Origin of the sequence: Lysinibacillus sp. PWR01, from assembly GCF_043359455.1 — a bacterium.
In the GTDB taxonomy this organism is placed as follows: Bacteria; Bacillota; Bacilli; order Bacillales_A; family Planococcaceae; genus Lysinibacillus; species Lysinibacillus fusiformis_F.
Map to the genome: position 1 here is coordinate 1 of NZ_JBHERJ010000022.1, position 26,734 is coordinate 26,734.

Sequence of the window (26,734 nt, forward strand, 5' to 3'; positions counted from 1 at the left end):
AGAAGTGATGCGTGACAACACCTCTTCATAAAGAATAGTGAACATCTTCACTTTAGCTGAAAACCTTTGCTAAAAAGATAACACTTTAGTAGGTTGGAGTGGAAGGCTACTTGACTCCCGTGGGATAGCGAGATAGGCGAAGCCCTGCACGGAGCGATAGCGGAGGAAGCGATTCGGCGCTCGCCCACAGGAAAGCAAGTAGCCTGCAACGGAAACCATTTTCACCTTTCACAAAAATTCTATTGATGGTTTTGTTTTTCAAAAATATGAGATGTACCTTAATTAGTACATCTTCTCTATTATTTATAAAGTTTTTGCAGAGCATCTTCCATTTTTGGGCGAATGGTTACTTGTGGACGAGCTGTTTTAACTGCTGCCTCTGCTTCCTCTAAAGAATCGGCCATTCCCAACTCCATTAGTACAGCGGTAGCTGCAACACCTGCACGACCGCCACCACTTCCACAGTGAACATATACTTTCTGCCCTGTCTCATAGGCTAAAGCAACTTCCTTCGCTACTTGTTGGATGGATGATGCTACTTCACTATCTTCATCTGCTATAGGCATATGTTTATAAGAATAAGGAACTTTCTCCTGCTCTTGAGAGGATAGCCCTTGAACACGAACATCTATCACAACATCAACTGATTCTTGTGCAAATGCAACCTCTGCATCTTTTGCACCCCCAAAGAACAATTGATCCTTTACTAAAACATCGTAGTTTTTCTCCATATTCTTCACGCCTCGCATGTTTATTTTAGTAAATGCTTAATATCCTCATAATATGGTAGGGCTGTTAAAGCGCCTGCTTTCGTTGCGGCAAAAGCCCCTAATTTATTGCCAAAGCTTGTACAACGCACAAGTTCTTCTTTAGTTGTAGGTAAACCATTGTAATGGACATCACGCAGGACACCTGCCATAAATGCATCTCCCGCACCTGTAGTATCCACAGGCACTACTTTCTCAGTCGGTACATGGAGAACCTCACCATTAAGAACTGCATAAGTACCATTCTCTCCTACGGTAATTAAAATAATAGGCACCAAATAGCTATTTAATTGTTCGATCCCTTCTTCTAAGCTACTTGTCTCTGTCAGGAAGAATAACTCATCATCCGTCACCTTTAAAATATCGACATCTTCAAAAAATGATGTAATCGTATCTCGACAAATTTCTTCACTGCTCCAACGTAATGGACGAATATTTGCATCCATTGCAATAATTGCACCCTTGTCCTTAGCCATTTCTACTGCTGCTCGTGTTGTAGCAAGAGCTGTTGGATGGAACATCGTGCCTGAACACACTGTTAAAGCAGAGGCATGTTTAAAGGCTGCTTCATTTAGCTGTGAGGGTTCAACTTGTAAATCTGGTGTTTCATCAACATAATCCTTAAAAATCCGTTCACATGCTTCTGTTAGATGCACATATACACCACTTACTCGTTTTGCTGGATTAAATACGGCATAATCCAGTTTCACACCCTCTTGGGCAAGCCCATCTCGCACAAATTGCGAGCCCTCGTCATCCCCCGTAATTGTAATTAAAGCTGAAGGCGCACCAATTCGGCTAATACCTGCTGCAACATTGACCGTTGCGCCACCCATATATTTAGTAAATGATGTGTTTGTTACATCATCAGCAATATAGTCAATAAAAGCATCTCCATAGACTAATATAAAATCCTTCTCTTGCTTTGTCATGATAGTCCTCCTGAAAGTCTAGTCATTATAGATTAACACGAAAATTGTCATTCTATAAAGGTTTTTACTTTTGGCATTTCTTCATAAGAGGATGGATAACTTGAGTCATCCCCTATCTTTGTTATACTTGCCTATAGAAAGGTAGGGATTATCAAAATGAGTATTACAATTCGACAAGCGCAACCACAAGATGCCCATGCCGTTGTGCCTTTAATTATCGATGCAATTGGCGATATTGCTAATCGCTTAACCGGCGAGCAATCAGCGGAGGCTGTTATGCAAGAACTGACTGTTCTTTTTCAACGTGAGGACAATCGACATTCTTATTTAAATACTTTTGTCGCTACTGAAAATGAACAAATTTTGGGGATTCTCGTTTATTATCACGGCGCACAAGCCGTTCACATGGACGCAAACCTTGTTAAATGGCTTGAAGCAAAAAATGCACCATCCATTGTTATTGACCGAGAAGCCCATGAAGATGAGGGTTACATTGATACAGTTTGTGTCGCACCAGATGCACGTGGTAAAGGAATCGGAACATTGCTATTACAATTTGCCGAAGAGCTGACAAAGCAGCGTGGCTATACAAAATTATCATTAAATGTTGAAACCGAAAAAGAAGATGCTCGCCGTCTTTATGAACGCTTAGGCTTTGTTATTACGGAGCCATGGTCAATAATTGATGAACCTTTTCACCATATGGTTAAACAGTTTTAGGAAGTGAAGTGAAATACGAATAGATGAAAAACAATTTTATTTACCCTCTTTTGATTGTCATTGCTTCTAGTAGTTACGGGATTTTGTCGACTATTATCAAAGTAGCTATGCAGCATGGCTTTACATCAGCAGAGGCTGTTTCAAGCCAGTATATTATTGGCTTTATACTCGTAATAGCTATCTTTATTTTTACAGACAGAACATTACCAAGTCCGTCCAAAAAGGGCTTACTTATTTTAATATGTACTGGGATTTTTACGGGGGCAACAGGGATTGTATATGGAGAATCTTTAAAGTATCTTCCTGCTTCTCTTGCAGTAGTCATGCTATTCCAATTTACATGGATTGGTCTGCTGATTGATTGTGCTCTTCATAAAAGATTACCAAGTAGACCTGAAGTGATTTCAATCGTCATCTTATTTATAGGAACCATTTTAGCTGCTGGTGTATTAAATGTAGATTTAAGTGACATCCCTATGCAAGGATGGCTATTCGGTTTTGCAGCGGCGGTTACTTTTGCATGTTTCATTCAATTTAATTCCCGACCTGTCGAGGGTGTTACTACCACAACAAGGGTATTAATCGTTTCCTTTGTGGCCCTTATTATGATTAGTATTTTCCTTAGCCCTGAGGTTATTTGGAACGGCAAATTATTCATGCAAGGCCTCTGGAAATACGGACTAGCGCTTGGTCTTTTCGGTATTATATTGCCGATTTATTTATTTTCGATTGCTATTCCAAAAATCGGTGGTGCGCTTGCTTCTATTTTAAGTGCCATCGAATTACCAGTGGCGGTTACTGTTTCCGTTATTGTTTTGCATGAACCTCTAACTACTGTACAAATTATTGGGATTGTTCTCGTTATTGCTGGCATGATGCTGCCAACCATTGTTGCACAACGTCAACAAAAAGATAGCTTCTTAGAAGCACATTCATAAACTGACAAAAAACTCCTTAAAAATGGAATAATTCCTTTTTAAGGAGTTTTTTTGAACTTTATTGAAATGCCGTTGCTTACTAGCATGCACTTCGCTATGATGAATGCAAATGTAATTTTTTAATAATTCTAACATTAATGTTCCCCTTCGGTATTATACTGCATTATGCAAGTAACTTACTTTAAGAAAGGGGAAGTTGATGAAAAAAAAACGTATTCTTGGTTTTTTCCTTATGCTAATGCTTTTCGTTTTAGCTGCTTGTAACGGCAATAATCAGCAAGATTCTACAAATGATGCAGCAAATAACGACAAAGCTTCTGATGGCGACAAAACAGAAGTAGCAGCAACGTCACCTTCAGGCAAGCTTGTGATTTACACTGGACGTGATGAAGAAATGGTGCAAAATGTGATCGATCAGTTTAATGAAAAATATCCAGACATTGAAGTAGAATTTTTAACGATGGGTGCTCAACAAATTTTAGAACGTCTACGTGGTGAAAAGGCAAATCCTCAAGCAGATTTTTGGTGGGGTGGAACACAATCCGCTCTCATTGTTGGTGCAAATGAAGACTTACTACATGCTTGGCAGCCGAGCTTTATTGACGCTATTGATGCCACGCACAAAGATGTAGATGGACGATGGTTCGGCGAAATGTTGTTACCAGAAGTCATTATGATTAATAGTGATTTACTAACAAAAGAAACTGGTCCACAGGACTGGGATGACTTATTAGATCCTAAATGGAAGGATCAAATTTTAATCAGAGGTGTACTTGCGTCAGGTACAATGCGCACAATTTATTCCTCAATGATTGTACGACAAGGTGCCGATTCACCTGATAAAGGCTATGAATGGTTATTACAATTAGATGCCAATACAAAGGAGTACACGCAAGACCCTAATGCTTTGTATTTAAAGCTAACACGTCAAGAAGGCAGTGTCTCCTTATGGAATCTGCAAGATATTTTATTAAAAAAATATACGACAGATTATCCTTTTGATTATATTTATCCAAAAAGCGGAGCACCTATTTTAGTAGATGGTGTAGCAGTTGTAAACAATGCGAAAAACCTGGAAAATGCGAAACTATTTGTCGAGTTTTTATTTGAAAAAGAGATGGTAACACAATTAGCTAATGATTATTATCAAATTCCTACACGTTCTGATATCGACAAAGCCTCCATGCCAGAATGGTACCAGGAATTAGATTTAAAAACATTCGATATTGATTGGCAGCTAATGTCTGACAAAGAAGCTGAATGGATGGAATACTGGGATAACAATATTAAAGGGCGCAGTAAATAGTAGAATGGGTAAAAATTCGGCTTATGCAGCGAATTTTTACCTTCCTGCATCATCTAGATTCTTTGTTAGAGAGGAGTTTATGATTGAAAAGTGTCAGAATCGAAAATGTCTCGAAGTATTTTGGTCAAGTATATGGTGTGAAAGATTTAAATCTTGAAATAAAAGCAGGTGAATTTTTTACTTTTCTCGGCCCTAGCGGCTGTGGCAAAACAACCACTTTAAGGATGCTCGCAGGCTTTTATTACCCTACTAAAGGCAAAATTCTTTTTGATGATCGAGATGTCACTCGACTTCAGCCCAATAAACGCAATATCGGCATGGTATTTCAAAATTATGCCCTTTTTCCCCATATGACGGTTGATGAGAATATTGCATTTGGTTTACAAGTTCGAAAATTTTCAAAGGCTGAGATTCAACACAAGGTTGATCGAATTAGAGGACAAGTACATCTTGCAGCTTACGGCAACAGAAAAATAAATGAGCTATCTGGTGGGCAGCAGCAGCGTGTTGCTTTAGCTAGAGCACTCGTGATAGAGCCAGATATTTTATTGCTAGATGAACCTCTATCCAATCTAGATGCAAAATTACGTGAGGAAACACGTATTGAAATCAAACGAATCCAATCTGAGCTGGGAGTCACAACCATTTACGTTACACATGATCAAATGGAGGCCATGTCCATGTCGGATCGAATCATGGTTATGGAAGATGGCTATATCAAGCAAATTGGTACCCCTCAAGAAATTTATCATCAGCCCGAAGATCGTTTTGTGGCTAATTTTATTGGTGAAACTAATTTAATTGAAGGTTCTATCCAGGCTATTGAGAATGATGATGTACAAGTACGAACAGTAAATGGACATATTTTAACTGGGCGAAAACAACAAAGCTCTCCCTCTTTAACGCATATGATTGGAGACAAAGTATTTATTTCTATTCGTCCAGAATCGATTCAACTTGGTACTGGTGATAACACATTAACAGGAAAAATTACATTCGTTGAATTTACAGGTATTAGCGTTAATTACATTGTAGATTTTACGGCGTTCTCACTTAAAGTAATGCTTATTAATTCTTATGACCAAATCAAAAAGATCGGTGAAGATATTACCATCCATATGGCACAAGATTCACTGTACTTTTTAGGGGAATAGGAGGAAGCCAATATGGGGAAACAGTCTGAAAGTGTGTGGACGCGAATATTTCAAGCCAATTGGTTTGTCTATGTTTTAATATCGCCATTATTTTTAGTGTTGTTCGCCTATGTGATTTACCCCTTCTATCAAACTTTCATCCAAAGCTTTGCAGGGGATGAAGCATTCTTTCACTATAAGAAATTTTTTGATATAGCTAGTCCAGCAAATTTAGAGGCTTTGTGGACCAGTATTTATATTTCATTTGTCAGTGTTATTTGCTGTGCTATTGTTGGGGTAACGATGGCCTTTTTACTAGAACGCTATAATTTCCCTGGGAGACGGATATTGTCCGTTTTAGTTTTGGTTCCAATGGCACTTCCTCCTTTAGTGGGTGTGCTTTCCTTTTCATTTTTATATGGGGATAGCGGGATTTTCCCACGAATTTTGCAGCATCTATTTGGGTTAGATCATGTGCCTTTTGCCTTGAAGGGAATATGGGGAGTCATCGTCGTCCATACATTCACAATGTATACGTACTTCTATTTAACAGCCTCTGCTGCTATTAAGGGGCTTGATCCAGCTCTTGAAGAGGCTGCTACTAGTCTGGGTGCAGGACGTATTCGCGTATGGACAAAGGTTATTTTACCAATGCTCACACCTTCTATTGTTGCCTCATCCTTATTGGTGTTTATGATTTCTATGGCTTCTTATACTGCACCTTTAATGTTTGGTGTGGAGCGCACTATGACAATGCAAATTTATTTATCACGTACAAATGGGAATCTTGAGATGGCTGCAACACAGTCGATGATATTATCCTTTGTGTCTATCACTTTTTTAATCATCATGCGTTGGTATCAAAATCGCCGAAATTATCAAAATCTCAGTAAGGGAATTAGTGTTCACCGTTCAGAGGTATCCTCAAAAAAGGTGAAAATTATAGCAACAATTGCCTCTTTTGTTGGCACATTAATATTGATATTGCCTATTTTAGTGCTGATATTGATATCCTTTTCTGTGGATGGAGCTTGGAAAACCCAAATTCTCCCGACCGACTATACAATCGATCATTATATTGCCCTTTTTACCGATGAGCGCACATGGCGACCCATTTGGAACTCCATTCAAATGGGTGTCATTGCAACACTGGGCAATATCATCTTTGGTGTCGCGGCCGCTTATGCTATGGTGCGCTTAAATTTTAAAGGGAAAACCTTGCTCGATATTTTGATAATGGTACCTTGGGCTTTGCCAGGAACAGTTGTAGCTGTTAATTTAATTGCTGCCTTTAGTACAGAAAGCATCTTTAGTTTTAATCAAGTATTGATCGGTACATTTTGGATTTTGCCATTAGCCTACTTTATTCGACATTTACCACTTGTTTTTCGATCAACATCCGCCTCTCTTGTACAGCTAGATCAATCGATTGAAGAGGCATCACGTGGCTTAGGGGCCAACTGGTGGTATACATTTAGACGTATTGTCGTGCCTTTAACATTCACCGGGATTTTAGCAGGGACACTCTTAGCCCTCGTGCAAAGCTTTGGTGAATTTGTTGCATCCATTCTAATTTACAGTACATCCACTATTCCATTGTCTGTAGCGATATTCCAAAAATTATATGCATTTAAATTTGGGACCGCCTGTGCTTATGGTGTCTTACAAATTTGTTTAATTTTAGTTGTCCTTATTATTTCTGAAAAACTATCAAAAGGCAGTGCTGGTACAGCCATCTAACTGCCAATCTATTAGGGGGCCATGACAATGTTTGAAGATTTTCGCAACAAAACACAGCAGGAAGATGGGATGATATTCCCTTCTAACATCTATCGAAAAATCGTTTTACAGCCAGCTTATGATGAGGCGAAGAAAAATTTTTTAACAATCATGCTACAAATCAATATTGCTCATTTAAAAATGTTAGAAGAACAAGGACTTGTAAAAAAAGATGAAGCAAAACAAATTGGGATAGCTCTGAAAAAAATAGACTTAAATTATTATCGTTTAGAGGATTACAGTCCCCAATATGAGGATTTATTTTTCCGCATTGAAAATAAATTAATAGAGCTTGCTGGTGATGTTGCTGGAAATCTTCACATTGGCAGAAGCCGAAATGATATGGGAATCGCCATCTATCGAATGACATTAAGAAAAAAATTATTATTATTAATGCGCGAGTTACTAACATTACGGGATGATTTAATCGCTGCTGCTGAGGAACATATTGATACCATTATGATTGGCTACACACATACACAGCAGGCCCAGCCTACAACCTTCGCTCATTATTTAAAGGCCGTCATCGACCAGCTAGAGCGGGATTTTGAACGAATGCAGCATGTTTATAAAACGGTCAATCGCAGTAGTATGGGGGCTGCTGCCTTAACAACAACAGGCTTTAATATTAGTAGAGAACGTATGCGTGATTTACTTGCCTTCGATGATATTATCGAAAATGCATGGGATGCTGTTGCAGGAGCAGATTATATAGCCGAAGCTGCAAGTATTGTACAGCTTGCTGCTCTCAATCTCGGTCGTACTTCTCAAGACTTTTTATTATGGGCTACTCAGGAGTTTAATGCGTTTACACTCGCAAGTCCATATGTGCAAATAAGCTCTATTATGCCTCAAAAACGTAATCCTGTTTCTATAGAACATACACGCTCATTACTATCTGCGGTTGTAGGAGATGCAAGCACTGTATTACAGATGGTACATAATACACCGTTTGGAGATATCGTAGACACGGAGGATGATATGCAACCTTATTTATGGCGTGCCATTGACCGATTAATTGGCATTTACGAGTTGTTTGGTTCGCTTGTTGTCACAATGGATGTTAATAAAAAGAAATTAAAAAATCGCGCGGAGAATAGCTTTGCGAATGTCACTGAGCTCGCTGATACATTAGTGCGTTCGGAGGGGATTTCGTTCCGTCAAGCGCATAGTATTGTTAGTAAATGTATTAAAGTTCTACTTGCTCATGGAGAGGAATCATTGGCTAGCCTTACATGGGGTCTTGCAAACACACAATCGAAATTGATTACGGGCAACGAATTAACTATTTCGGAAGAGGATTTCTATAAGACGTTAAAACCAGAATCTTTTGTTGGTGTGCGAACATTACTGGGTGGTCCCGCTCCAGCTACTATGAAGGATGCTCTTGAGCGCTCCAGATTGAATGCCCATGATTTTTATGAATGGATTCGCTTAAAGGAAAGCTCTATTATTGAAGCCGAAAAAGAACTAACAGCCTTTCTAGAGGAATGGAATCAATGAAACAATGGTTATTGATTATTGATGGTGGGGCGACAAAAACAGCATGTGCAGTTGTTCATGCTGAATCTGGTAACGTTGAATATTCTACATCCACTAAGGGCTCTAATTATCAAGCCATTGGTGTTGAATCAGCTACAGCAATCTTACAAGAGCTTTTAGCAAATGTTGAAACTTTTTTGCTAAAGCACCCTCATTCTCAAATTGCTGTAGCTACCTTTGCATTAGCTGGCATTGATTCTCCTAAGGATCATGCAGCAGTAGTGGCCATTGTTCAAAACGCTATTCAGACCACAGAGCTACAAATCGATACACTGATTATTGAAAATGATGCAGAGGCCACACTACTAGGTGTGACTGCTGGACAGGCAGGTGCACTACTCATTGCTGGAACAGGAGCTATTGCCTATGCCTATAATGGACAACGAATTGTACGTGCTGGGGGCTGGGGACATCGAGCTGGCGATGAAGGAAGTGGGTATTGGTTAGGGCAAGAAGTAGTAAGAGCTATATTTAAAATGGAGGATGGTCGTGGTAGGCAAACGATCTTAAAGGAAGCTGTCTATCAGTCTTTAGGTATACAGGATGTTACAGAGCTTGCTGAATGGTTATTCCACCCTTCCTATACAAATGCACAACTGGCCAAGATGGGCTCCTTTGTGGCAAAGGCAGTCGAGCAAGAAGATCCTTGCGCCATCGAAATATCTCAACAAGCTGCCCACGAACTAGTCCTTCTAGCAAGGGCTGTATTGAAAAAAATTAACTATCAGAATGAACCATTCTCTTTTTATTGTAATGGTGGTGCCATGAAGCATAATCCGCTCATTTTAAAAATTTTCACAGAGCAAATTACCTCCATGTATCCTCAAGTGAACATTACACTTTGTCAGCACCAGCCTATTACTTATCTGATTGAACGTACAAAAAGGGCATATGACTGTTTATAAGTCATCGCCCTTTTCTTGTTTTAGAGTGCCATTCTCTTCAATTCATTAGTCATAAAATAGAGATAGCCATCCTTTATAAATAAATCCTTCGTATCCTCCCTATTTAGTACCTCTTCTCCACTGCCATCTGGACGAATCTTTGTTAAATACGCCCCTCGCGAATAATTACTAAAGTAGAGCCAGCCATCCGAATAAACGATATATTGTGCACGAGAATTTGTGACACGCTTTGTCTTACCAGTTTTCATATCAAGTACATATAACTTATTGTCATCTGAGATATTACTAAAAAACAATTGGTCTCCAGCCTGTGCTGGGAAGTCAATATCATGGTAATAACTATACATTGTGCTTGTTGCCTTCGGGTAGTCTTCAGCAATCCACGTGTGATCCTTCGCCATTGTACGATCATCTACTAAAAAGTATTGGTAACGTATTGCGCCTTTACGATCTGGTACTGGATCATTCCATGTCGTATCGAGATGATACCACTGTCCATCCAGCTTCACAAGATTCCACGCATGTCCCTCTTGACCTACATAGCCCACGATATATTTTGTTTCTATACCCAGTTTTTGAAGCATAGAGTGAGCAAGTAAAGCATAGCCCTGACATACTCCCCCATGCTCGGCAAGAACGGTATAAGCACTATGTGGACTAGAATTCGTTTGATCCGTATAAGAAGTATTGGCAACAATAAAGTCATTGACAGCCTTTACCTTTTCTACATTCGTCATAGATTTTTTACTAATTTTGGCGATGATTTCTTGAACATTCATCTCTACATAAGCAGCCTGCTCTGGCGTCATTAAATAGCTCTGCTCTCCAAAAATAGTTGCTTTATTTCGTCCATATTCATATCGAATTGAATGTTTACTTACATGGCCGTAAACATAGTCATCTCGTTTAATAGCATTGTTATAGGCCTCTTCTACAATTTGTTCAATTCGCTGTGTATTCCCTTTATATTGAATTTCAAACTTCGGTGAAAAGCTATTATAATACGCATACATCGCATCAGCCATTTCCTTGGCATTTGTCACGACTAACTTTGTTTCAGGTTTCTGAATTGGTGGAGCTGTAGGGGCTACCTCCGCTTCATGTACATCTTCTATCGGTAGGGCTGTTTCAATTGAGGCATTATCTGAAAGTCTTGCAGTAACATCTACGATTTTCTCCTTTGTTGAAAGAAGCATAGTTTCTATTTCATCATTATTTGTCCAATCGACCACCTGCTGAACAACCGCCTTACCAGCCGTATAAATGGGATCAATAAAAATAATAATAATGGCAATTATAGCTAATTTCTTCCACAAACTCCTCACCTCCAACCGTCTTCTTTACATTATATACAAAAAAAGCACAAAGAACTCACTTAAGGGTCCAATTGTGCTTGTTAATATTTGTTTGTTGATTTAATTAATTTTAAGTTTATGTTCTTTTGTATTGATATTATACAGTAAATAATTATCACTAATCTTTAAATTTGTTACTGGCTGCTTCACTAGCACCTCAGCTTTTAATGTTTTTAAATCTAGCTTTGTCAAATATCCACTGTTACTGTAATCACTATAGTACAGGTTTTGATTAGTCCCAGTAATATACAATGCACGTTTATCTAATACCTTTGACTTGTTACCACTAGTCATATCAAGCTTATACAGTTTATCGTTATCTACAGTATTACTAAAATAAACAATATTATTTAACTGATACGCGAAATGAACATTAAGCATATAGCTATATTTAGTGCTTGTGGCAGTAGGATAATTTGCTTTAATCCAAGTGTGATCTTTGCTAATTTGAGTGTCAGACACTAAAAAATAGTCATAGGACGCAGCACCAACGCGATTTGGTAAAGGATCGTTCCATGTCGTATCCAAATGATACCATTTCCCATCAACCTTTACTAAATTCCAAGCATGTGCCTCATTCCCATTCACAAAGCCTACAACATATTTTGTTTCTATCCCAGATTGCTCTAACAAGGTATGTGCAGCTAATGCATAACCTTGACATACAGCTTGTCCTTCAAAAAATAAAGCATAGGCACTGTGTGGGCTTGTCTTTGTTTTTGTCCCATACATAGTGTTCGATACAATATAATCGTTAATAGCCTTTACTTTTTGGAACTCTGTCATAGAAGGTTTGATAATATTTTTCAGTATTTGATTAATCTTTTTTTGGACAGCTTCTTCTTGTCTTTGATTAGTCAGGTACTTCACTTTATACGTTACATTTCCTAGAGAATCTGCGGAAACCGTCATACTTTCTATATGTCCACTTGCATAAACAGCTTGTTGTTTAGCCTTTTCAAACGCATCCATCATCTCTTTTTTGAAATCACCCATAGGGCCTGTATACATAAATTTTATTTCCGTCTCAAAATTTTGCATTTGCTTAGCAAGCTCTTTTGTCAATTGATCCCAAGTTACTACTGTTGAGTTAGCTACCAATGGATAAATGGGGGAAGTAATTTCTGTTTGTTTTGCATAGGCAGCAGTTGGGCTTAACATCAATAAAGTCGCACCACATAACAACCATTTTTTCATCGCTAATCACCTTCCCTTTGAATCTTTCTTTACTATTTAGCATAGCAAAGAAAGTACCTACTAAGCTATCATACAAGTTCACTAACTAAGACTTTCATCTAAAAATATATTAATGTTCACATGTTATAAAATACCTAAAAACAAAATATAATTATCGAATATAACTATTTTTTTGCAAAAAAATAAAACCCACCCAATTCACAGTGAGTTTTATTTTGATTCAGATAATGTAATTGTTCTGGAGGTGAGGAAATTATCTACTTTTCACAACTAAATTAACTGCTTCCTGAATGGCCTCATTCATTTTTTCGCCATCCCCTTCAGCATTTTGTACACATTCCAATAGATTTGTACTGACAATAACACCAACTGTACGGTCTACAGCAGAGCGTACTGCTGATAATTGTGTAATGACTGCCTTACAGTCCTTTTCCTCCTCCATCATTTTCAAAATGCCACGTAGCTGTCCTTCCATCCGTTTTACACGATTTTTTACTTGATCTGAATATTCCATAAACATTGCTCCTTCTCTTATACTCGCTACGCTCTCATGAGTAATGGTTATTCTTTATCCTAGCTCATTATTTTAAATTTAAACCTAGCCATTACTATTCCTTGGCTTTAAATAATTCATGAGCATTCTCGTAATAATGGTACCAGCGTTTGTTATTTCATCGTACTGGATTATTGAATTCTTCTTTATACGTAATTGCCCAATTTCTACCTCGAAAATTGGACACTTTCTTTTAAGTGCAGCAATTAACATATTTGTATCATAATCATAGCGTTCACCTTTTACCTTCATTAGCCAAGGCAACTCATTTATCGAAATATAGCGCAAACCTGTTTGTGTATCCATTAATTTCTTGTGATACAATAACTCAAAAAATAAGCTTGTTGCACGATTTCCCCAATAAGAAAGAAATGTACTATCAACTGAACGAAAGTTACGTACACCTAGCACTATCCCTTCTGAAAACACCTTTGTCATCGTTAAGACAAGCTTAACATCTTGTAAAGTATGTTGCCCATGTGCTCCAACTGTAAGGATACCATGGCACCTTGCTTGTTGTTGTCGTATATATGCAAAGGCGGTCTTAAGTGCGCCACCCTTACCAATATTGCAGTCATGCTGTAGTACTTGGCAGCGTTCAATTTTATTTAGATTTTCAAAAATATCCTTATATTTTTGATCACTCCCATCATTGACAATGATGATTTGTGTAATGGTCGTTGCTAATAATTGATGTACATAGGTAATGAGTGATTGTTGTGGATTATATGCTGGTATAATGGCTGCAATATTTTTCATTTCGATCCCCCACCTAAAGGCTGACAGGTTCTCCGTAGCTACGAATCTCCCTTATATCAAATAGTATCATGTCACAGCAACAATTCAACTGATGAATCCCATTAAAACATATCAATAATATCGATTTTTCTCCGATATATGAACAAAGAGATAAAGAGGCGCTTTGCAAAAAGGCTCGTAGGACGGAATGTTTATCTGTGCAAAGGCGAAGGTTCAGCTGCAATAACGCCGAGGTAATTAATGAAAGAGGTGAGTACTATCCTCATGCATTACGAAAATCTTGAAGAACAATGCCAAAAATTAAGGCAGCTGTCCTTCACAAAGTTAGCTAAAAATTTACAGGATGCTAGTTTGCTCGCCATTTCAACCCCAGCAGAATCTTTACAAAAGTCACTTCTTGTATTAGAGGAAATTTTATATGAGATTTATCGATTGGAAATGCATACCGAACCTAAAATCAAAAATGTTCGAATGCTATTAAATAATCGAAGTTTTGTAGCGCAAATTCATCCTCGTCGGATTTATTTATTGATGAATTTAATTCATAAAATGACAAGCCATACTAGTAATGACATTGTGGAAGCCAAAGCAGCTAAAATTGTTTTGGATTATCTTAGCGATATTGTTGAATGGTTTATGAAGCGCTATGATCGTAGTTTCAGATCAGCACGCCTTTCCTCTCACGCTGCAGAGCTTCCTTCAATATTTGATCAAAACATACTCCAGCATGATCAATCGCCAGAGGCTTACACACATGCAGCCAAATGGTTTGAAGTAGCGGCACATAACGGAGATGCAAGTGCTCAATATAATTTAGGGGCTCTTTACAATCATGGACGAGGGGTGGAAAGAGACTATAGGCTTGCAAAAATATGGTATGAACGAGCTGCCGCACAGAATGACGCAAATGCTCACTATAGCCTCGGGGTACTTTTTCATCTAGGTCAAGGTGTTACACAGGATTATATGGAGGCTGCGCGTCATTACCAAATAGCGGCTGATTTAGGGAATGCTGACGCTCAATACAATTTAGGGGTACTCTATAATCAAGGGTTAGGCATGTCTCAAAACTTTCACGAAGCAGCCAAGTGGTATACCTTAGCAGCCAATCAAGGTAATACAAGCGCGCAAAACAATCTTGGCTTCCTTTATCACAATGGCACAGGTGTAGAACAAAGCTATGAAGAGGCCATCACTTATTTCGAAATGGCTGCCTTAGCAGGAGATGCGAGTGCTCAATATAATCTCGGCTATATGCACCTTAAAGGGCGTGGTATTCCCCAAAACCTAGAAGAAGCAGCAAAATGGTTTCATATGGCTGCTTTACAGGACCATGTGAACGCAGAGTTTCAACTGGCAATGCTCTACAACACTGGGCAAGGAATGACGAAAGATCATATAGAAGCTTTAAAATGGTTCAAGCTAGCGGCACATAAAGGACATTTAAATGCTCAGTACTGTCTTGGCCTACTGTATGAAAAAGAACAGGATCTTGTGTCAGCAGAAAAGTGGCTACTGCTAGCCGCTGACAATGGCCATATCAGCGCTGGCTTCGAGCTAGGACGTCTATATGTATATCAGCTTCAAGAACCAGCCAAAGCAATGTCTTATTTTATGGCTGCGGCTGAAAAAGGCTATGCAGATGCACAGTATGAGCTTGGCCTATTACTGACATCAGGCACAGGCGTTCCTATAAATTATAGGGAGGCGGTGAAATGGTGGCGAGCAGCAACAGATCAATCACATATTCAAGCTGAATATCAATTAGGCCTACTATATGAACAGGGATTAGGGGTTACCTTGAATCTTGAGGAGGCACGTAGGTGTTATCGACTAGCTGCCATTCAAGGCCATGCAGGTGCGCAGTATCAACTTGGTAATTTATTTGATAAAGGTAAAGGTGTAGAGCAGGATTACACAGAGGCAGCTAAATGGATTGAACAGGCTGCATCACAAGGACATGTGAAGGCACAATACCAATTAGCTCAAATGCACATTCATGGACAGGGCGTACCAAAGGACTTTGCAAAGGCTGCCCAGCTTTATCGACTCGCTGCTAATCAAGGGCATCAAAAAGCTCAATTCCAGCTTGGTATGCTCTACAAAAAAGGGCATGGTGTTGCACAAGACTATCAAGAGGCTACAAGATGGCTGAAAAAGTCACTTGAAGATATTAAATAAACATTTTAAAACCTACCGTATCACGAATGACACGGTAGGTTTTATTAATGGATGATATTATCCTTTTGTTGATGAATCATGAATGTTACAACAATAAATAAAGCGAAGCTAATTAATAGCGTAGTTCCTCCTACAATAAAGAAGACTAATGTAAAAGTACTACCAAAATTAAATGGATTGATATTGTAAAACCACATGCCTAACGTTAAACCCAAAACACCGATAATGGCTGTCCAACCGTGAATAGTTACTAATTTTTGTGATTTCACTTTGAAGGCTCTATAAAAAATACCCCAGGCAAACATACTAAGCCACCCGACAAGTAAAATATGTGCATGTATCGGTCTATATTCATAACTACCTGATCCCGACATATGTGAACCTAAATATGTGCCGATTAAAGCAAAGATGGCCGCTAATCGAATAAGGCGTATGCTCCACTTTTGTTCCATACGATAACTCTCCCTATGTGTGTTTCAACTAAGTAGCAGTTTATCGTGTGAACATGAACTTTACATGAACTCCTTATGACAAAATTGGTAGATGGATATAAACCTTTGTACCAGCATGCATCGTACTTTCCATCTGTATAGTCCCTCCATGTAGCTCAATAATTTGTTTGACAATCGCTAAGCCTAGTCCCGTCCCTTGCTTGGTTCTAGAAGCATCGGCGCGATAAAAACGGTCATATACTTTTGCTAATTGATCCTCAGTCATTCCTATCCCGCTGTCCTCAACTAGGATTTCAAGTGAGGTGGACTTTTTCTGTAAATACAGATGTATTTGCCCACCCTCTACATTATATTTAATGGCATTTGTCAGTAAATTATCCCACACATTTTGTAAAAGCCCTGCATCGCCATCATAAATAATTTGCTCTAGCTTGTATGATATTTGAAGCTGTGACTCTTCCATTTGCCAACGATATTTTCGCACTGTTTCCTTTAGTTGTTCATCTAACCGGTACGGCTCACGTTTTGCGATTCTTGTCGATTGATCAAGGGAAGTTAATAATAATAATTGCTTGGTTAATGTAGATAGGCGTTTTGTTTCTAGTTCAATTATTGCTGCGTATTCCTGTCTTTCCTGCTCCGTAAGCGAAGGATTTTTAAGTAAATCGACATACCCTTGAATATTTAATAAAGGCGACTGAAAATCATGTGATACATTACTAATAAATTCCTTCCGTGTACGATCATTTTCCTGTAATCTCTCGGTCATCCTATTAAAGCTTGCCGCTAATTGACCAATTTCATCTGCACGATCAATGTCTAAAACCGTATCAAATTTTTCATGTGCAAGCTGTTGAGTTGCTGCCGTTAGCTTTGTAATGGGTCGAATTAATGCTTTAGCAAATAGTAGCATGGCAAGTAAGCTCAGTACTGTCATAACCAACATTAATCCAGCAAGTATCGTATGCACCTCAGAAAACAATAAACGAATATCAGGTCTTATGAATAATGCATAGGGCTTGTTTTCATAGGTAAATGGCACACCAATTGTATTAATCAATTCGTTAGCAAAGAAGCCTGTTACAAAGGTTTCTTTAGGGAAATCCCGCATACCATGATAGGTTTCTCCATTTAAAACATGCTCAACTACAGATGCTGACAATGTTTGATCACGATATTGACCGCCAAAAAAATGCCCCTCTTCACCTGTTGTCACATAAATTTGATAGCCGATTTCGCCCAATGTTGTCAGATAGCTATTTAAATCTTCTGGTTTGTCTGTCTCAATATAATGCACAATATCCTGTGCTATGTTTACGTTTTTCGTATCATTTTTTTCTTTTACGACTTGATGATAATAGGTATTCGTTGCCAAAAAGCCAATACATAAGCTACCGATCATTACTAGCATTGTTGTTATAACAAATTTACTATATAACGTTTTCATGTTGTTTCCTCTAGCTTATAGCCAACACCTCGTACTGTTGTAATTTCAACAGCTGTGTCATATCGATTTAATCTTTCGCGAATCCGCTTCACATGTGTATTTAACGTTTGCTCATCTCCGTCATAGTCATAGCCCCATACTTGCTCCATAATATAGCTACGCGTAAACACTTGATGGGGGCGTGACGCTAACAAAGCCAGTAATTCAAATTCTTTTAAAGGTAATACAAGCGTATCTTCCCCTATTACAACCTCAAAGCTTCTACGGTCAATTATTAATTGTCCTACTTGCATGGTTACTTGATTTTTCTTATCTAATCTCCTCAAAATGGCTGCTATACGAAATAATAATTCCTTTGGTTCGAAGGGCTTAACAACATAATCGTCAGATCCTGCTAAAAAGCCACGCTCTTTATCCTCTAGCTCGCCTTTTGCTGTTAATAATAAAACCGGAATGTCATAATCTTGGGTTAAAGACTCTGTTAATGTAAAGCCATCCATTCCTGGCATCATGACATCGACAACAGCTAAATCTGGCAGATTTCCTTCAAGTAAGGCTAGTGCCTGCTGTGCATTTTCTGCAAGTAACACTTGATAGCCTTCCCTTGTCAGATAAATATTTACTAGCTGTAAAATATGAACATCGTCATCCACAACAAGGATCTTCATCTGCCCACCTCCAGTTAATAAGAAAAAATCCGATCACACGGAACGAATTTTTTCCTCACAAATTACTATTATTTTATAACGAAAATATAGAAATCAACAGCAATAAGAGAAAAGGTAAACCAATGACAATATAACCTCTAGGATTGGCAAGGTTCATGGTCCATCCTACCCCAAAGCGTTTCTCCACAAAAACGGAAGGGTCTTGTCGATTCATATAAATTAAACCACCCTTCCAATAACGATCCTCATCCACGTCCATTACCTGTGAATCTATATTTGCTTCATAGCGTACTTTGTGTTTATGCTTTTTCACAACATATATAAGTAATGAACCAAGCAAAACAACTAAAAATAAAATAAATACTGGTAATAGCTTATAGCCTACCGTCATAGAAGGATAGATGTTGCTTAATTGTAAAATTGTTAATAAAGCCGTTAATGCATAACTTATCAGTAATATTTGCCAACTCATGTATTTTCGCGTTTTTAGCTGATCCTCCAGCGATTCCTCTTTGCGATTTACAGCTAATTTAATTGCAGAACGTTTAATGGAGTCGGTAATTCCCCACATCATACATTGCATCATTAGCATTACCAACGGCAGTGAAATAGCCGTAAAATAAGTCTTGTTTCTCCAGGCATCCGCTTCTCCACTCGGCCCCCAATGTACGGCTATATCATTTGGCATTTGATCGTAATGAAGTATTGTGTAAATGATCAAAAACACTGATATTCCTAACGGTACAGCAAAAAAAGACCAAGGAAGCATTTCATCACGGCTTCGTGCAGTTAAATCCACTGCCCGTACTTGTTTAATATTTACGCCCCACTGCTCTTGTTTTTTCAACGTTGATACCTTCAGATGATTTATCCAATACACCGCCATACTCACTGTCAGCATACTAAACAAACAACTTAATAAAACAATACTTTGAATGGATTCAGAAGGAGCTAATTGATTGTAACTAATAATCATGATGATTAGAAATACTATTCCTGTACCCCCTACGAATTGAACATACTGTTTTTTCAACTGAGCCAAGATGGGATGCTTAATCTTTTGATCAGGCACAGTGACTCCAAAAACTATTGTCTCTCGTACAATATAAGGAACCACTATTTGCAAAGCTAATGTCATGATGTAAATGGTAGTAAAAACACCAAGTAGCATTTTGCTACACTCCCTCTGCTGGAATTTGCAAATCAGCGAATACTTTTTTCATCATGTGCTCAATTTGTTCAGCTGTTGCGCCGAGCACCATTCCTTCTGCCACAACAGGTTTCAAATTCTTTTCGATTTGTCGTAATTGCTCAGGTGTTAAAGCTCTCTCCTCTGTTGAACTTATAATAGCTCCAGATTTTGGTCGAATGGTAATAATCCCTTTCGCCTCTAATTCATGGTAGCTCTTATTAACCGTATGCATATTGACACCTAAATCAGCAGCTAAACTCCGCACAGATGGTAAAGTATCGCCTGGTTTCATTTCTCCTCTTGCAATTCCTTCAATAATTTGACGTGTCACTTGCTCATAAATAGGTACATCTGATTGAAGTTCTATTTGAATAAACATGTTTATCAGCTCCATATTTGTTATATAACTAATATAACAAATTTCCTTCCATCTTGCATGAGATACAAATTTTTAAATGGGGGAATTTTTAATGGTTTCAATAAATTTTTGTACAAGTAAATTCTGCTTCTCATTATTCCTTGTACAAATCGCAATTTTATGTTTGACAGCATGTATATCCTTCACATAAACCCTTGCCAAATGCCCACTCTCTACGTACTCTCTAACTGCAAGAGAAGAAATAAAATTTGCACCATAGCCTGCCATAACAGAGCGAATTGTTTCATTGATGCCATTAAATTGCAGGGCGATTTTTGGTGGTTTCACTTGGTATGTTTGACATAATGAAAAAAGATGCTCTCTCATCGAACTCCCTACTTCTCTCATAATAAAAGGTTCCTGAAACATTTCAACTAATGTAATAGATTGATGTGCATAACGATTATTTGGTGACACTACAAACCATAATTCATCCTCATATAATTCCTCCCACTCTATTTCTTTAGGTCTTTCAGACATTCCTCCACCATAAATGGCCATATCCGCTTTATAGTTTATTAACTGTTCAAAGGCATCCTTTGTATTGGTCGTTGTAATCATTAAATTCGCCTGTTCATTTGCAGCCTTGAAAGTAGCTGCCCATTTAGGAATTAAAAAATTGGCAGGTAAATAAGTAGCCACAATGTGTAAATTCCCTGCTCTTGCAAGTCGGTAATCTTCTATAAATGTTTCAATGTGTTGTTCAAGTGCGATCAGATTTTGCGCTTTTTCTGCTAGTGTCACACCGAATTCAGTAAGTACTACACCACGTCCCTGTTGCTGAAATAGCTGGACGCCAATTTCATGTTCAAAACGTTTGATTTGACTTGAAACGGCAGGCTGGCTTATGCATAGAATTTCTGCAGCTTTTGTAAAACTGCCTGTAACAGCAACTTGATAAAACAATTTTAATCCATGACTATTCATGATATAACCTCAATTCATAATCTATAGTTATGTATAAATAATAATAATATATTTTTATTATGATTCATTCTATCATACACTTTATTGGCAAGCTTGCACTTTAAAACATAGTGAAATGAGGACTGTATAATGACAGAGTTAAATGTTTGGCAACATGTAGATGATTATTTTATGAATAAGCTCCTACCAGAAAACGAACACCTTAATGCTGTACTACAGGCTAATAAAGCTGCAGGTATTCCAGAGATTGACGTATCCCCTACTCAAGGCAAACTATTATATTTACTTGCTAAAATGAAAGGCGCAGCAAATATTTTAGAAATTGGCACACTTGGTGGCTATAGCAGTATTTGCTTAGCCCAAGCTCTTCCTCCAGAAGGTAAAATAGTGACTTTAGAAATTAATGAAGAGTATGCTTCAGTCGCTAAGCAAAATATAGAGAATGCAGGCTATGAACAACAGGTTGAGGTCATTGTAGGAAATGCCCTAGATACATTACCAAACTTAAAAAAAGCTGAACTATTATTCGATTTTATCTTTATTGATGCCGATAAACCCTATAACCCTGCTTACTTGCAGTGGGCGTTAAAATTAGCTCACCCTGGCGCTATCATCATCGCAGATAATGTAGTGCGCAATGGTGCGGTAACTGATGAAAACAGTGAGGATGAACGTGTTAGAGGCGTACAGAAATTTATGGATTTACTAAAAGAATGCCCTAGAATCGAAGCAACAGCCATACAAACAGTTGGTGTGAAAGGGTATGACGGTTTTGTGCTAGCCAGAGTAAACTAGAATAGAAAAATCCGCGTAACTTAAGTAACCGTTACGCGGATGTATTATAAAAAGATGCCTTACTGCTCCCCATCTAAGCTAGCAAGACATCTTTCACCCCTTAAAATCTCTTAACTTTTATTAATAGACCCCTTTTAATTCAAGCGTGCTCATCTCTTTAAACGGGGGAACAGACCCCGTCACGTTATGTTAGTGGAATAGGCTGGATTGTACCCGAGTGCAATCCATAGTTATTAGGAAAGTTTGATATGTTGGATAGTAGACTTGTATTTTACGCTAATTTTTCATACCCTGGAAGTGTCAAGAATTCCGCAAATTCATCTTGTTCAATTAAGGATTTAAACAGTTCAGCAGCTTCTTCATAGCGACCACTGTTATAGGCTTGTTCCCCAACAGCCTCTTTAATTTTCACAAGTTCTTCTTCCAATATTTCTAAAACAAACGCTAATGTAATACCACGTCCATCATCTAAGATACCTTTCGGATGACGGATCCATTGCCATACTTGTGTACGAGAGATCTCTGCTGTTGCAGCATCCTCCATCAAGTTATTGATTGGTGCAGCTCCGTTACCTCGAAGCCATGAAGCAATATATTGTACACCAACACTACAGTTAATACGAAGACCTTCAATTGTAATTGTTCCTTCTGGTACCGCTACTAAATCTTCGGCAGATACGTGTACATCTTCACGTTTTTTATGAATTTGGTTAGGCGTTGTCATAATAGCATCAAATTGCTCCATCGCTGTTGCAACCATACCAGGATGTGCTACCCAAGTACCGTCATGTCCATCTGTTGCCTCACGACGTTTATCTTCTGCAACCTTTGCAAATGCTACCGCATTCGCCTCATCATCATTTTTAACAGGAATTTGTGCTGCCATTCCGCCCATTGCTGGTGCATTCCGCTTGTGACATGTTTGAATACATAAAGATGTATAGGCTTTCATGAAAGGTACTGTCATCGTTACTTGCCCACGGTCTGGCAAAATAACTTCAGCTTGATTGCGTAGACGTTTAATGTAGCTGAAAATATAATCCCAGCGACCACAATTCAAACCAGCTGAATGTTCACGTAGCTCATATAAAATTTCATCCATCTCAAACGCGGCTAAAATCGTTTCGATTAATACAGTAGCTTTTATTGTCCCCTGTGGAATACCAATATAATCTTGGGCAAACACAAAGACATCATTCCATAGTCGAGCCTCTAAATGGCTTTCAAGCTTAGGTAGATAGAAATATGGTCCTGTACCTTGTGCAAGCGCGTTTTTGGCATTGTGGAATAAATATAAACCGAAGTCAAAGAAACTGCCTGAAATCGGCTCTCCATCGACTAGTACATGCTTCTCAAGCAAGTGTAGACCTCGTGGACGAACTAACAGCACTGCTGTTTCATCATTTAATTTATACGTTTTACCATTGGATGCTTGTGTAAATTCAATCGTCTTATTAATAGCATCACGCATATTAATTTGACCACCAATCATATTTTCCCATGTCGGAGAAGATGCATCTTCAAAGCATGCCATGAACATTTTTGCTCCAGAATTTAAAGCATTAATAACCATCTTCCGATCAACTGGCCCTGTAATTTCAACACGGCGATCTTGCAAGTCATTTGGAAGTGGTGCAATTACCCAATCACCTTCACGAATATGCTTTGTCTCTGGTAGGAAGTCCAGTTTCTCTCCCGCATCAAGGCGTTTTTGGCGTTCTTGTCGAGCCTCCAACAGCTCCTTACGGCGAGCATCAAATTTTTCGTGCAGGGCAAGAACAAACTCAAGAGCTTCAGGTGTTAAAATTTCATTAGTTTGCTCGTTTTGTTCTCCAACAATTTTAAGCTTACCTGTCGTTGCTTGTTCCATTAGTTGTTTACCCACCTTTGCCATTTTAGTTTCGTCATCCTCCGCTTTAGGAGGGGCGGAGGAGACTATTCTATGATTATGAATTTAGGAAAACACGTATTTAAACGGCGACTTATACAAACTGTTCTGTTTCAGTAGAACCTGCCATCGCTGTTGTAGAAGAAGTACCACCTGAAATAACTTGAGAGATTTCATCAAAGTATCCAGTACCTACTTCGCGTTGGTGACGTGTAGCTGTATAACCTTTAGACTCAGAAGCAAACTCTGCTTGCTGTAGCTTAGAATATGCAGCCATACCATTATCTTTATAGTCATGAGCAAGCTCAAACATAGAGTGGTTAAGTGCATGGAAACCTGCTAAAGTAACAAATTGGAATTTATAACCTAACTTACCAAGTTCACGTTGATACTCTGCAATTTCTTCTTCTGAAAGATTTGCTTTCCAGTTGAATGAAGGTGAGCAGTTGTATGCAAGCATTTTACCTGGGAATTCTGCATGAATAGCTTCAGCAAATTCACGTGCTTCCTCAAGTGATGGTTTAGAAGTTTCACACCAAATTAAATCTGCATATGGTGCGTAAGCTAAACCGCGAGCAATTGCTTGTTTGATACCTGGTTTTGTACGGAAGAAGCCTTCAGGTGTACGTTCACCAGTGATGAACTCTGCATCACGTGGATCAATATCTGAAGTAACCATATCAGCAGCATCAGCATCTGTACGCGCGATTAGAATTGTATCTACACCCATAACATCTGTTGCTAAACGCGCAGCAACTAAGTTACGAACAGCATTTTGCGTTGGAAGTAATACTTTACCTCCAAGATGTCCACATTTCTTTTCGGAAGCTAATTGATCTTCTAAGTGAACACCAGCTGCTCCAGCTTCAATCATACCCTTTACAAGCTCAAATACGTTCAGAGGTCCACCAAAACCTGCTTCTGCATCTGCTACGATTGGTGCGAACCAATCAAATTGATCGACACGTCCTTCAGCATGATCAATTTGATCTGCACGTTGAAGTGCTTGATTAATTCGTTTTACTACTGCTGGTACAGAGTTAGCAGGATATAATGATTGGTCAGGATACATTTGTCCAGACAGGTTTGCATCTGCAGCTACTTGCCAGCCTGATAGATAGATAGCCTTTAATCCAGCTTTTACTTGTTGTACTGCCTGATTCCCCGTTAATGCCCCCAATGCATTAATAAACGGTTCCTCATGTAATGAATTCCAAAGTCGAGTAGCACCTTTTTGTGCTAATGTTTGTTCAATTACTACAGTACCCTGTAATTTAACAACCTCTTCAGCTGAATATGTGCGTTCAATACCAGCCCAGCGTGGGTTTTCAGCCCATTGTTTTTCTAAAGCTTCGATTCTTTCTTGACGAGTTGACATATTGAAATTCCACCTTCCCCTTTGTGTACAATATACTCTGTTAAAAAACTTTTAATTATCTGTTCCATAACAGGTTTATTTGTTGTAAATTAATATATAACAGACTGTTTGAATTTTCATTATTTTTCGATAAAAGATCAAATTTTAAGGATAAAACTACCTTTTTTGACGATGAAATTTGGAAGACTGTTTACAAACAAGGGGGATATTCACAATGAACAATGAGTTAAATTCTTTCGTAAAAGATATTTCACAACAATATATTTTTATGTTGAAAGACTGGATTCCTGCTGATTCATCCATTGCTATTGCTGTTGAAAATTCTTATATTTTTTTTCACTCTGGTCATACAAGTATTCAATTAGAGGTAGGTCAACAAGTATTACCTGGGAGTATTGCTTACCAAGTGTTACAGACTCACAAAAAAACAGATGCCGTATTAGATAATTCCCTATTCGAAACGCCATATTACGGCATTGGTTACCCCATATACATTCAAAATAAGCCTGCTGCACTAGTCATTGTCTTACCGTCATCTTTTACAACAAAAAAAGCAGAACCGTTTCAATTTTTAACTGGAAAGCAAGAGGAGGAATGGAGTCCTGTGGCAATCAATAAAATTTCTCATATAGAAAGCCTACAGAAAAAGACATGGTTTTATGTAGATGGTGAGCAGTTTAAAACGAGCATTACGCTTAAAGAACTTCAATTAAGATTACCGTCATGTTTTATTCGTATCCATAGATCTTATATAGTAAATATACATTTCATCAAAAAAATGGCCCGTGATTTAACGTCAAATTTTATTGTTACATTAATTGATGGAAGCGAGTTACCAGTGAGTCAATCTTATATAAATGATCTTCGACATGCTCTTGAGTTTTAAGCATATAGGCTGTCTTTTTTGAGAGACAGCCTATTTTAAACTTTCTTCAATTTGAATACAGCAAAAAGACCAGAGAACAAGTTCTCTGGTCTTTCATGTTGTTGAAAAAAGATAATGTCAACGGCAGAAAAAGCAACTTGGCAAGGTGAGGGGTTGATTTCCGTTCCGTCAGCGTCCTTTCCAGGGGGCGTCCGAGGAGCCGCTAAATCCCCTAGGAGTGACGCTGGCTCCACTCCAATCAACCATGCTGCAAATTTTCAAAGTAGCTTAGCAATTAAATAGCCTATTATTTGTATTCTTAGAGAGAGGATAGGCTCTTATTTTCAATGTGGAGAAGTGATGCGTGACAACACCTCTTCATAAAGAGTAGTGAGCACCTTCACTTTATTTGAAAACCTTTGCTAAAAAGTCAGTGGGTTGAAGTGGAAGGCTACTTGACTCCCGTGGGATAGCGAGACAGGCGAGCCCCTGCACGGAGCGGTAGCGGAGGAAGCGATTCGGCGCTCGCCCACAGGAAAGCAAGTAGCCTGCAACGGAAATCCATTTCTACCTTTCAATTGACTGTTTTGTTTTTCAACACTAAGAAAGACCAGAGAACAAGTTCTCTGGTCTTTCA

24 protein-coding genes are annotated in these 26,734 nt (G+C 38.4%); 10 read left to right on the forward strand and 14 right to left on the reverse strand.

Going from position 1 to position 26,734, the window contains the following annotated elements:
* Window positions 1-299 precede the first annotated feature (299 nt).
* Together ACEVFT_RS03085 and ACEVFT_RS03090 are read right to left on the reverse strand one after the other, a co-directional pair.
* Window positions 300-731, reverse strand: a complete 432-nt coding sequence (locus tag ACEVFT_RS03085; RefSeq protein WP_342533700.1) for a protein-tyrosine phosphatase family protein — start codon at window positions 729-731, stop codon at window positions 300-302.
* Window positions 732-751: 20 nt separating this feature from the next.
* Complete coding sequence (locus tag ACEVFT_RS03090) at window positions 752-1,699, reverse strand: carbohydrate kinase family protein (RefSeq protein ID WP_342533699.1); 948 nt, start codon at window positions 1,697-1,699, stop codon at window positions 752-754.
* Between the two features lie 156 nt (window positions 1,700-1,855).
* Between ACEVFT_RS03090 and ACEVFT_RS03095 the strand changes: the two genes are divergently transcribed.
* The 7 genes from ACEVFT_RS03095 (at window position 1,856) to ACEVFT_RS03125 (ending at window position 10,022) form a co-directional block, all read left to right on the forward strand.
* Window positions 1,856-2,419, forward strand: a complete 564-nt coding sequence (locus tag ACEVFT_RS03095) for a GNAT family N-acetyltransferase (RefSeq protein ID WP_393948082.1) — start codon at window positions 1,856-1,858, stop codon at window positions 2,417-2,419.
* 23 nt (window positions 2,420-2,442) lie between these two features.
* Window positions 2,443-3,357: an EamA family transporter gene (locus ACEVFT_RS03100; RefSeq protein ID WP_393948084.1), complete on the forward strand. Its 915-nt coding sequence runs from the start codon at window positions 2,443-2,445 to the stop codon at window positions 3,355-3,357.
* A 199-nt stretch (window positions 3,358-3,556) separates the two neighbouring features.
* Window positions 3,557-4,663 carry an extracellular solute-binding protein gene (locus ACEVFT_RS03105; protein ID WP_393948085.1) on the forward strand — a complete coding sequence of 369 codons (1,107 nt, stop codon included), beginning with the start codon at window positions 3,557-3,559 and terminating at the stop codon, window positions 4,661-4,663.
* Window positions 4,664-4,746: 83 nt separating this feature from the next.
* Complete coding sequence (locus ACEVFT_RS03110) at window positions 4,747-5,817, forward strand: ABC transporter ATP-binding protein (RefSeq protein ID WP_342533696.1); 1,071 nt, start codon at window positions 4,747-4,749, stop codon at window positions 5,815-5,817.
* Window positions 5,818-5,829: 12 nt separating this feature from the next.
* Window positions 5,830-7,536: an ABC transporter permease gene (locus ACEVFT_RS03115; protein ID WP_393948087.1), complete on the forward strand. Its 1,707-nt coding sequence runs from the start codon at window positions 5,830-5,832 to the stop codon at window positions 7,534-7,536.
* Between the two features lie 27 nt (window positions 7,537-7,563).
* Window positions 7,564-9,078, forward strand: coding sequence for an argininosuccinate lyase (argH, locus tag ACEVFT_RS03120; RefSeq protein ID WP_205446399.1), 1,515 nt, complete (start codon window positions 7,564-7,566; stop codon window positions 9,076-9,078).
* A complete protein-coding gene (locus ACEVFT_RS03125) occupies window positions 9,075-10,022 on the forward strand; it encodes an N-acetylglucosamine kinase (RefSeq protein ID WP_393948089.1) in 948 nt (315 codons plus the stop codon). The genes argH and ACEVFT_RS03125 overlap by 4 nt, the downstream gene beginning before the upstream one ends.
* Window positions 10,023-10,042: 20 nt before the next feature.
* Here ACEVFT_RS03125 and ACEVFT_RS03130 read toward each other — a convergent pair whose 3' ends face one another.
* The 4 genes from ACEVFT_RS03130 to ACEVFT_RS03145 all read right to left on the reverse strand — a co-directional run bounded on the left by ACEVFT_RS03130 (window position 10,043) and on the right by ACEVFT_RS03145 (window position 13,886).
* On the reverse strand, window positions 10,043-11,338 hold the full coding sequence (locus ACEVFT_RS03130; RefSeq protein ID WP_393948091.1) for a transglutaminase domain-containing protein: 1,296 nt from the start codon (window positions 11,336-11,338) through the stop codon (window positions 10,043-10,045).
* A gap of 99 nt (window positions 11,339-11,437) precedes the next feature.
* On the reverse strand, window positions 11,438-12,574 hold the full coding sequence (locus ACEVFT_RS03135) for a transglutaminase domain-containing protein (RefSeq protein ID WP_393948092.1): 1,137 nt from the start codon (window positions 12,572-12,574) through the stop codon (window positions 11,438-11,440).
* Window positions 12,575-12,827: 253 nt separating this feature from the next.
* Window positions 12,828-13,088, reverse strand: coding sequence for a metal-sensitive transcriptional regulator (locus ACEVFT_RS03140; protein ID WP_004233098.1), 261 nt, complete (start codon window positions 13,086-13,088; stop codon window positions 12,828-12,830).
* 84 nt (window positions 13,089-13,172) lie between these two features.
* The gene (locus ACEVFT_RS03145) at window positions 13,173-13,886 is read right to left on the reverse strand and encodes a glycosyltransferase family 2 protein (protein WP_393948094.1); all 714 of its coding nucleotides are present in this window, start codon (window positions 13,884-13,886) and stop codon (window positions 13,173-13,175) included.
* Between the two features lie 264 nt (window positions 13,887-14,150).
* Here ACEVFT_RS03145 and ACEVFT_RS03150 point away from each other — a divergent pair, with 264 nt between their 5' ends.
* The gene (locus ACEVFT_RS03150) at window positions 14,151-16,067 is read left to right on the forward strand and encodes an SEL1-like repeat protein (RefSeq protein ID WP_393948095.1); all 1,917 of its coding nucleotides are present in this window, start codon (window positions 14,151-14,153) and stop codon (window positions 16,065-16,067) included.
* A gap of 44 nt (window positions 16,068-16,111) precedes the next feature.
* On the opposite strand, the gene ACEVFT_RS03155 is transcribed toward ACEVFT_RS03150, so the two are convergent.
* The 6 genes from ACEVFT_RS03155 to ACEVFT_RS03180 form a co-directional block, all read right to left on the reverse strand.
* The gene (locus ACEVFT_RS03155) at window positions 16,112-16,519 is read right to left on the reverse strand and encodes a hypothetical protein (protein ID WP_342442155.1); all 408 of its coding nucleotides are present in this window, start codon (window positions 16,517-16,519) and stop codon (window positions 16,112-16,114) included.
* Window positions 16,520-16,592: 73 nt separating this feature from the next.
* Window positions 16,593-17,966, reverse strand: coding sequence for a HAMP domain-containing sensor histidine kinase (locus ACEVFT_RS03160; RefSeq protein WP_393948097.1), 1,374 nt, complete (start codon window positions 17,964-17,966; stop codon window positions 16,593-16,595).
* Window positions 17,963-18,634, reverse strand: a complete 672-nt coding sequence (locus ACEVFT_RS03165; protein WP_205446392.1) for a response regulator transcription factor — start codon at window positions 18,632-18,634, stop codon at window positions 17,963-17,965. Before ACEVFT_RS03165 ends, ACEVFT_RS03160 begins: the two co-directional genes overlap by 4 nt.
* Before the next feature lie 73 nt (window positions 18,635-18,707).
* Window positions 18,708-19,805 carry a DUF1648 domain-containing protein gene (locus ACEVFT_RS03170; protein WP_393948099.1) on the reverse strand — a complete coding sequence of 366 codons (1,098 nt, stop codon included), beginning with the start codon at window positions 19,803-19,805 and terminating at the stop codon, window positions 18,708-18,710.
* Window positions 19,806-19,809: 4 nt separating this feature from the next.
* On the reverse strand, window positions 19,810-20,205 hold the full coding sequence (locus ACEVFT_RS03175; protein ID WP_205446390.1) for a GntR family transcriptional regulator: 396 nt from the start codon (window positions 20,203-20,205) through the stop codon (window positions 19,810-19,812).
* 72 nt (window positions 20,206-20,277) lie between these two features.
* Window positions 20,278-21,171, reverse strand: coding sequence for a LysR family transcriptional regulator (locus tag ACEVFT_RS03180; RefSeq protein WP_342442151.1), 894 nt, complete (start codon window positions 21,169-21,171; stop codon window positions 20,278-20,280).
* 129 nt (window positions 21,172-21,300) lie between these two features.
* Here ACEVFT_RS03180 and ACEVFT_RS03185 point away from each other — a divergent pair, with 129 nt between their 5' ends.
* Complete coding sequence (locus ACEVFT_RS03185) at window positions 21,301-21,966, forward strand: O-methyltransferase (protein WP_393948101.1); 666 nt, start codon at window positions 21,301-21,303, stop codon at window positions 21,964-21,966.
* A gap of 271 nt (window positions 21,967-22,237) precedes the next feature.
* Here ACEVFT_RS03185 and aceB read toward each other — a convergent pair whose 3' ends face one another.
* Both aceB and aceA read right to left on the reverse strand, forming a co-directional pair.
* Window positions 22,238-23,836, reverse strand: a complete 1,599-nt coding sequence (gene aceB / locus ACEVFT_RS03190) for a malate synthase A (protein ID WP_393948102.1) — start codon at window positions 23,834-23,836, stop codon at window positions 22,238-22,240.
* Window positions 23,837-23,948: 112 nt separating this feature from the next.
* Window positions 23,949-25,232: an isocitrate lyase gene (aceA, locus tag ACEVFT_RS03195; RefSeq protein ID WP_205446386.1), complete on the reverse strand. Its 1,284-nt coding sequence runs from the start codon at window positions 25,230-25,232 to the stop codon at window positions 23,949-23,951.
* A 214-nt stretch (window positions 25,233-25,446) separates the two neighbouring features.
* Here aceA and ACEVFT_RS03200 point away from each other — a divergent pair, with 214 nt between their 5' ends.
* Window positions 25,447-26,118, forward strand: coding sequence for a LytTR family DNA-binding domain-containing protein (locus ACEVFT_RS03200; protein WP_393948104.1), 672 nt, complete (start codon window positions 25,447-25,449; stop codon window positions 26,116-26,118).
* Window positions 26,119-26,734 lie beyond the last annotated feature (616 nt).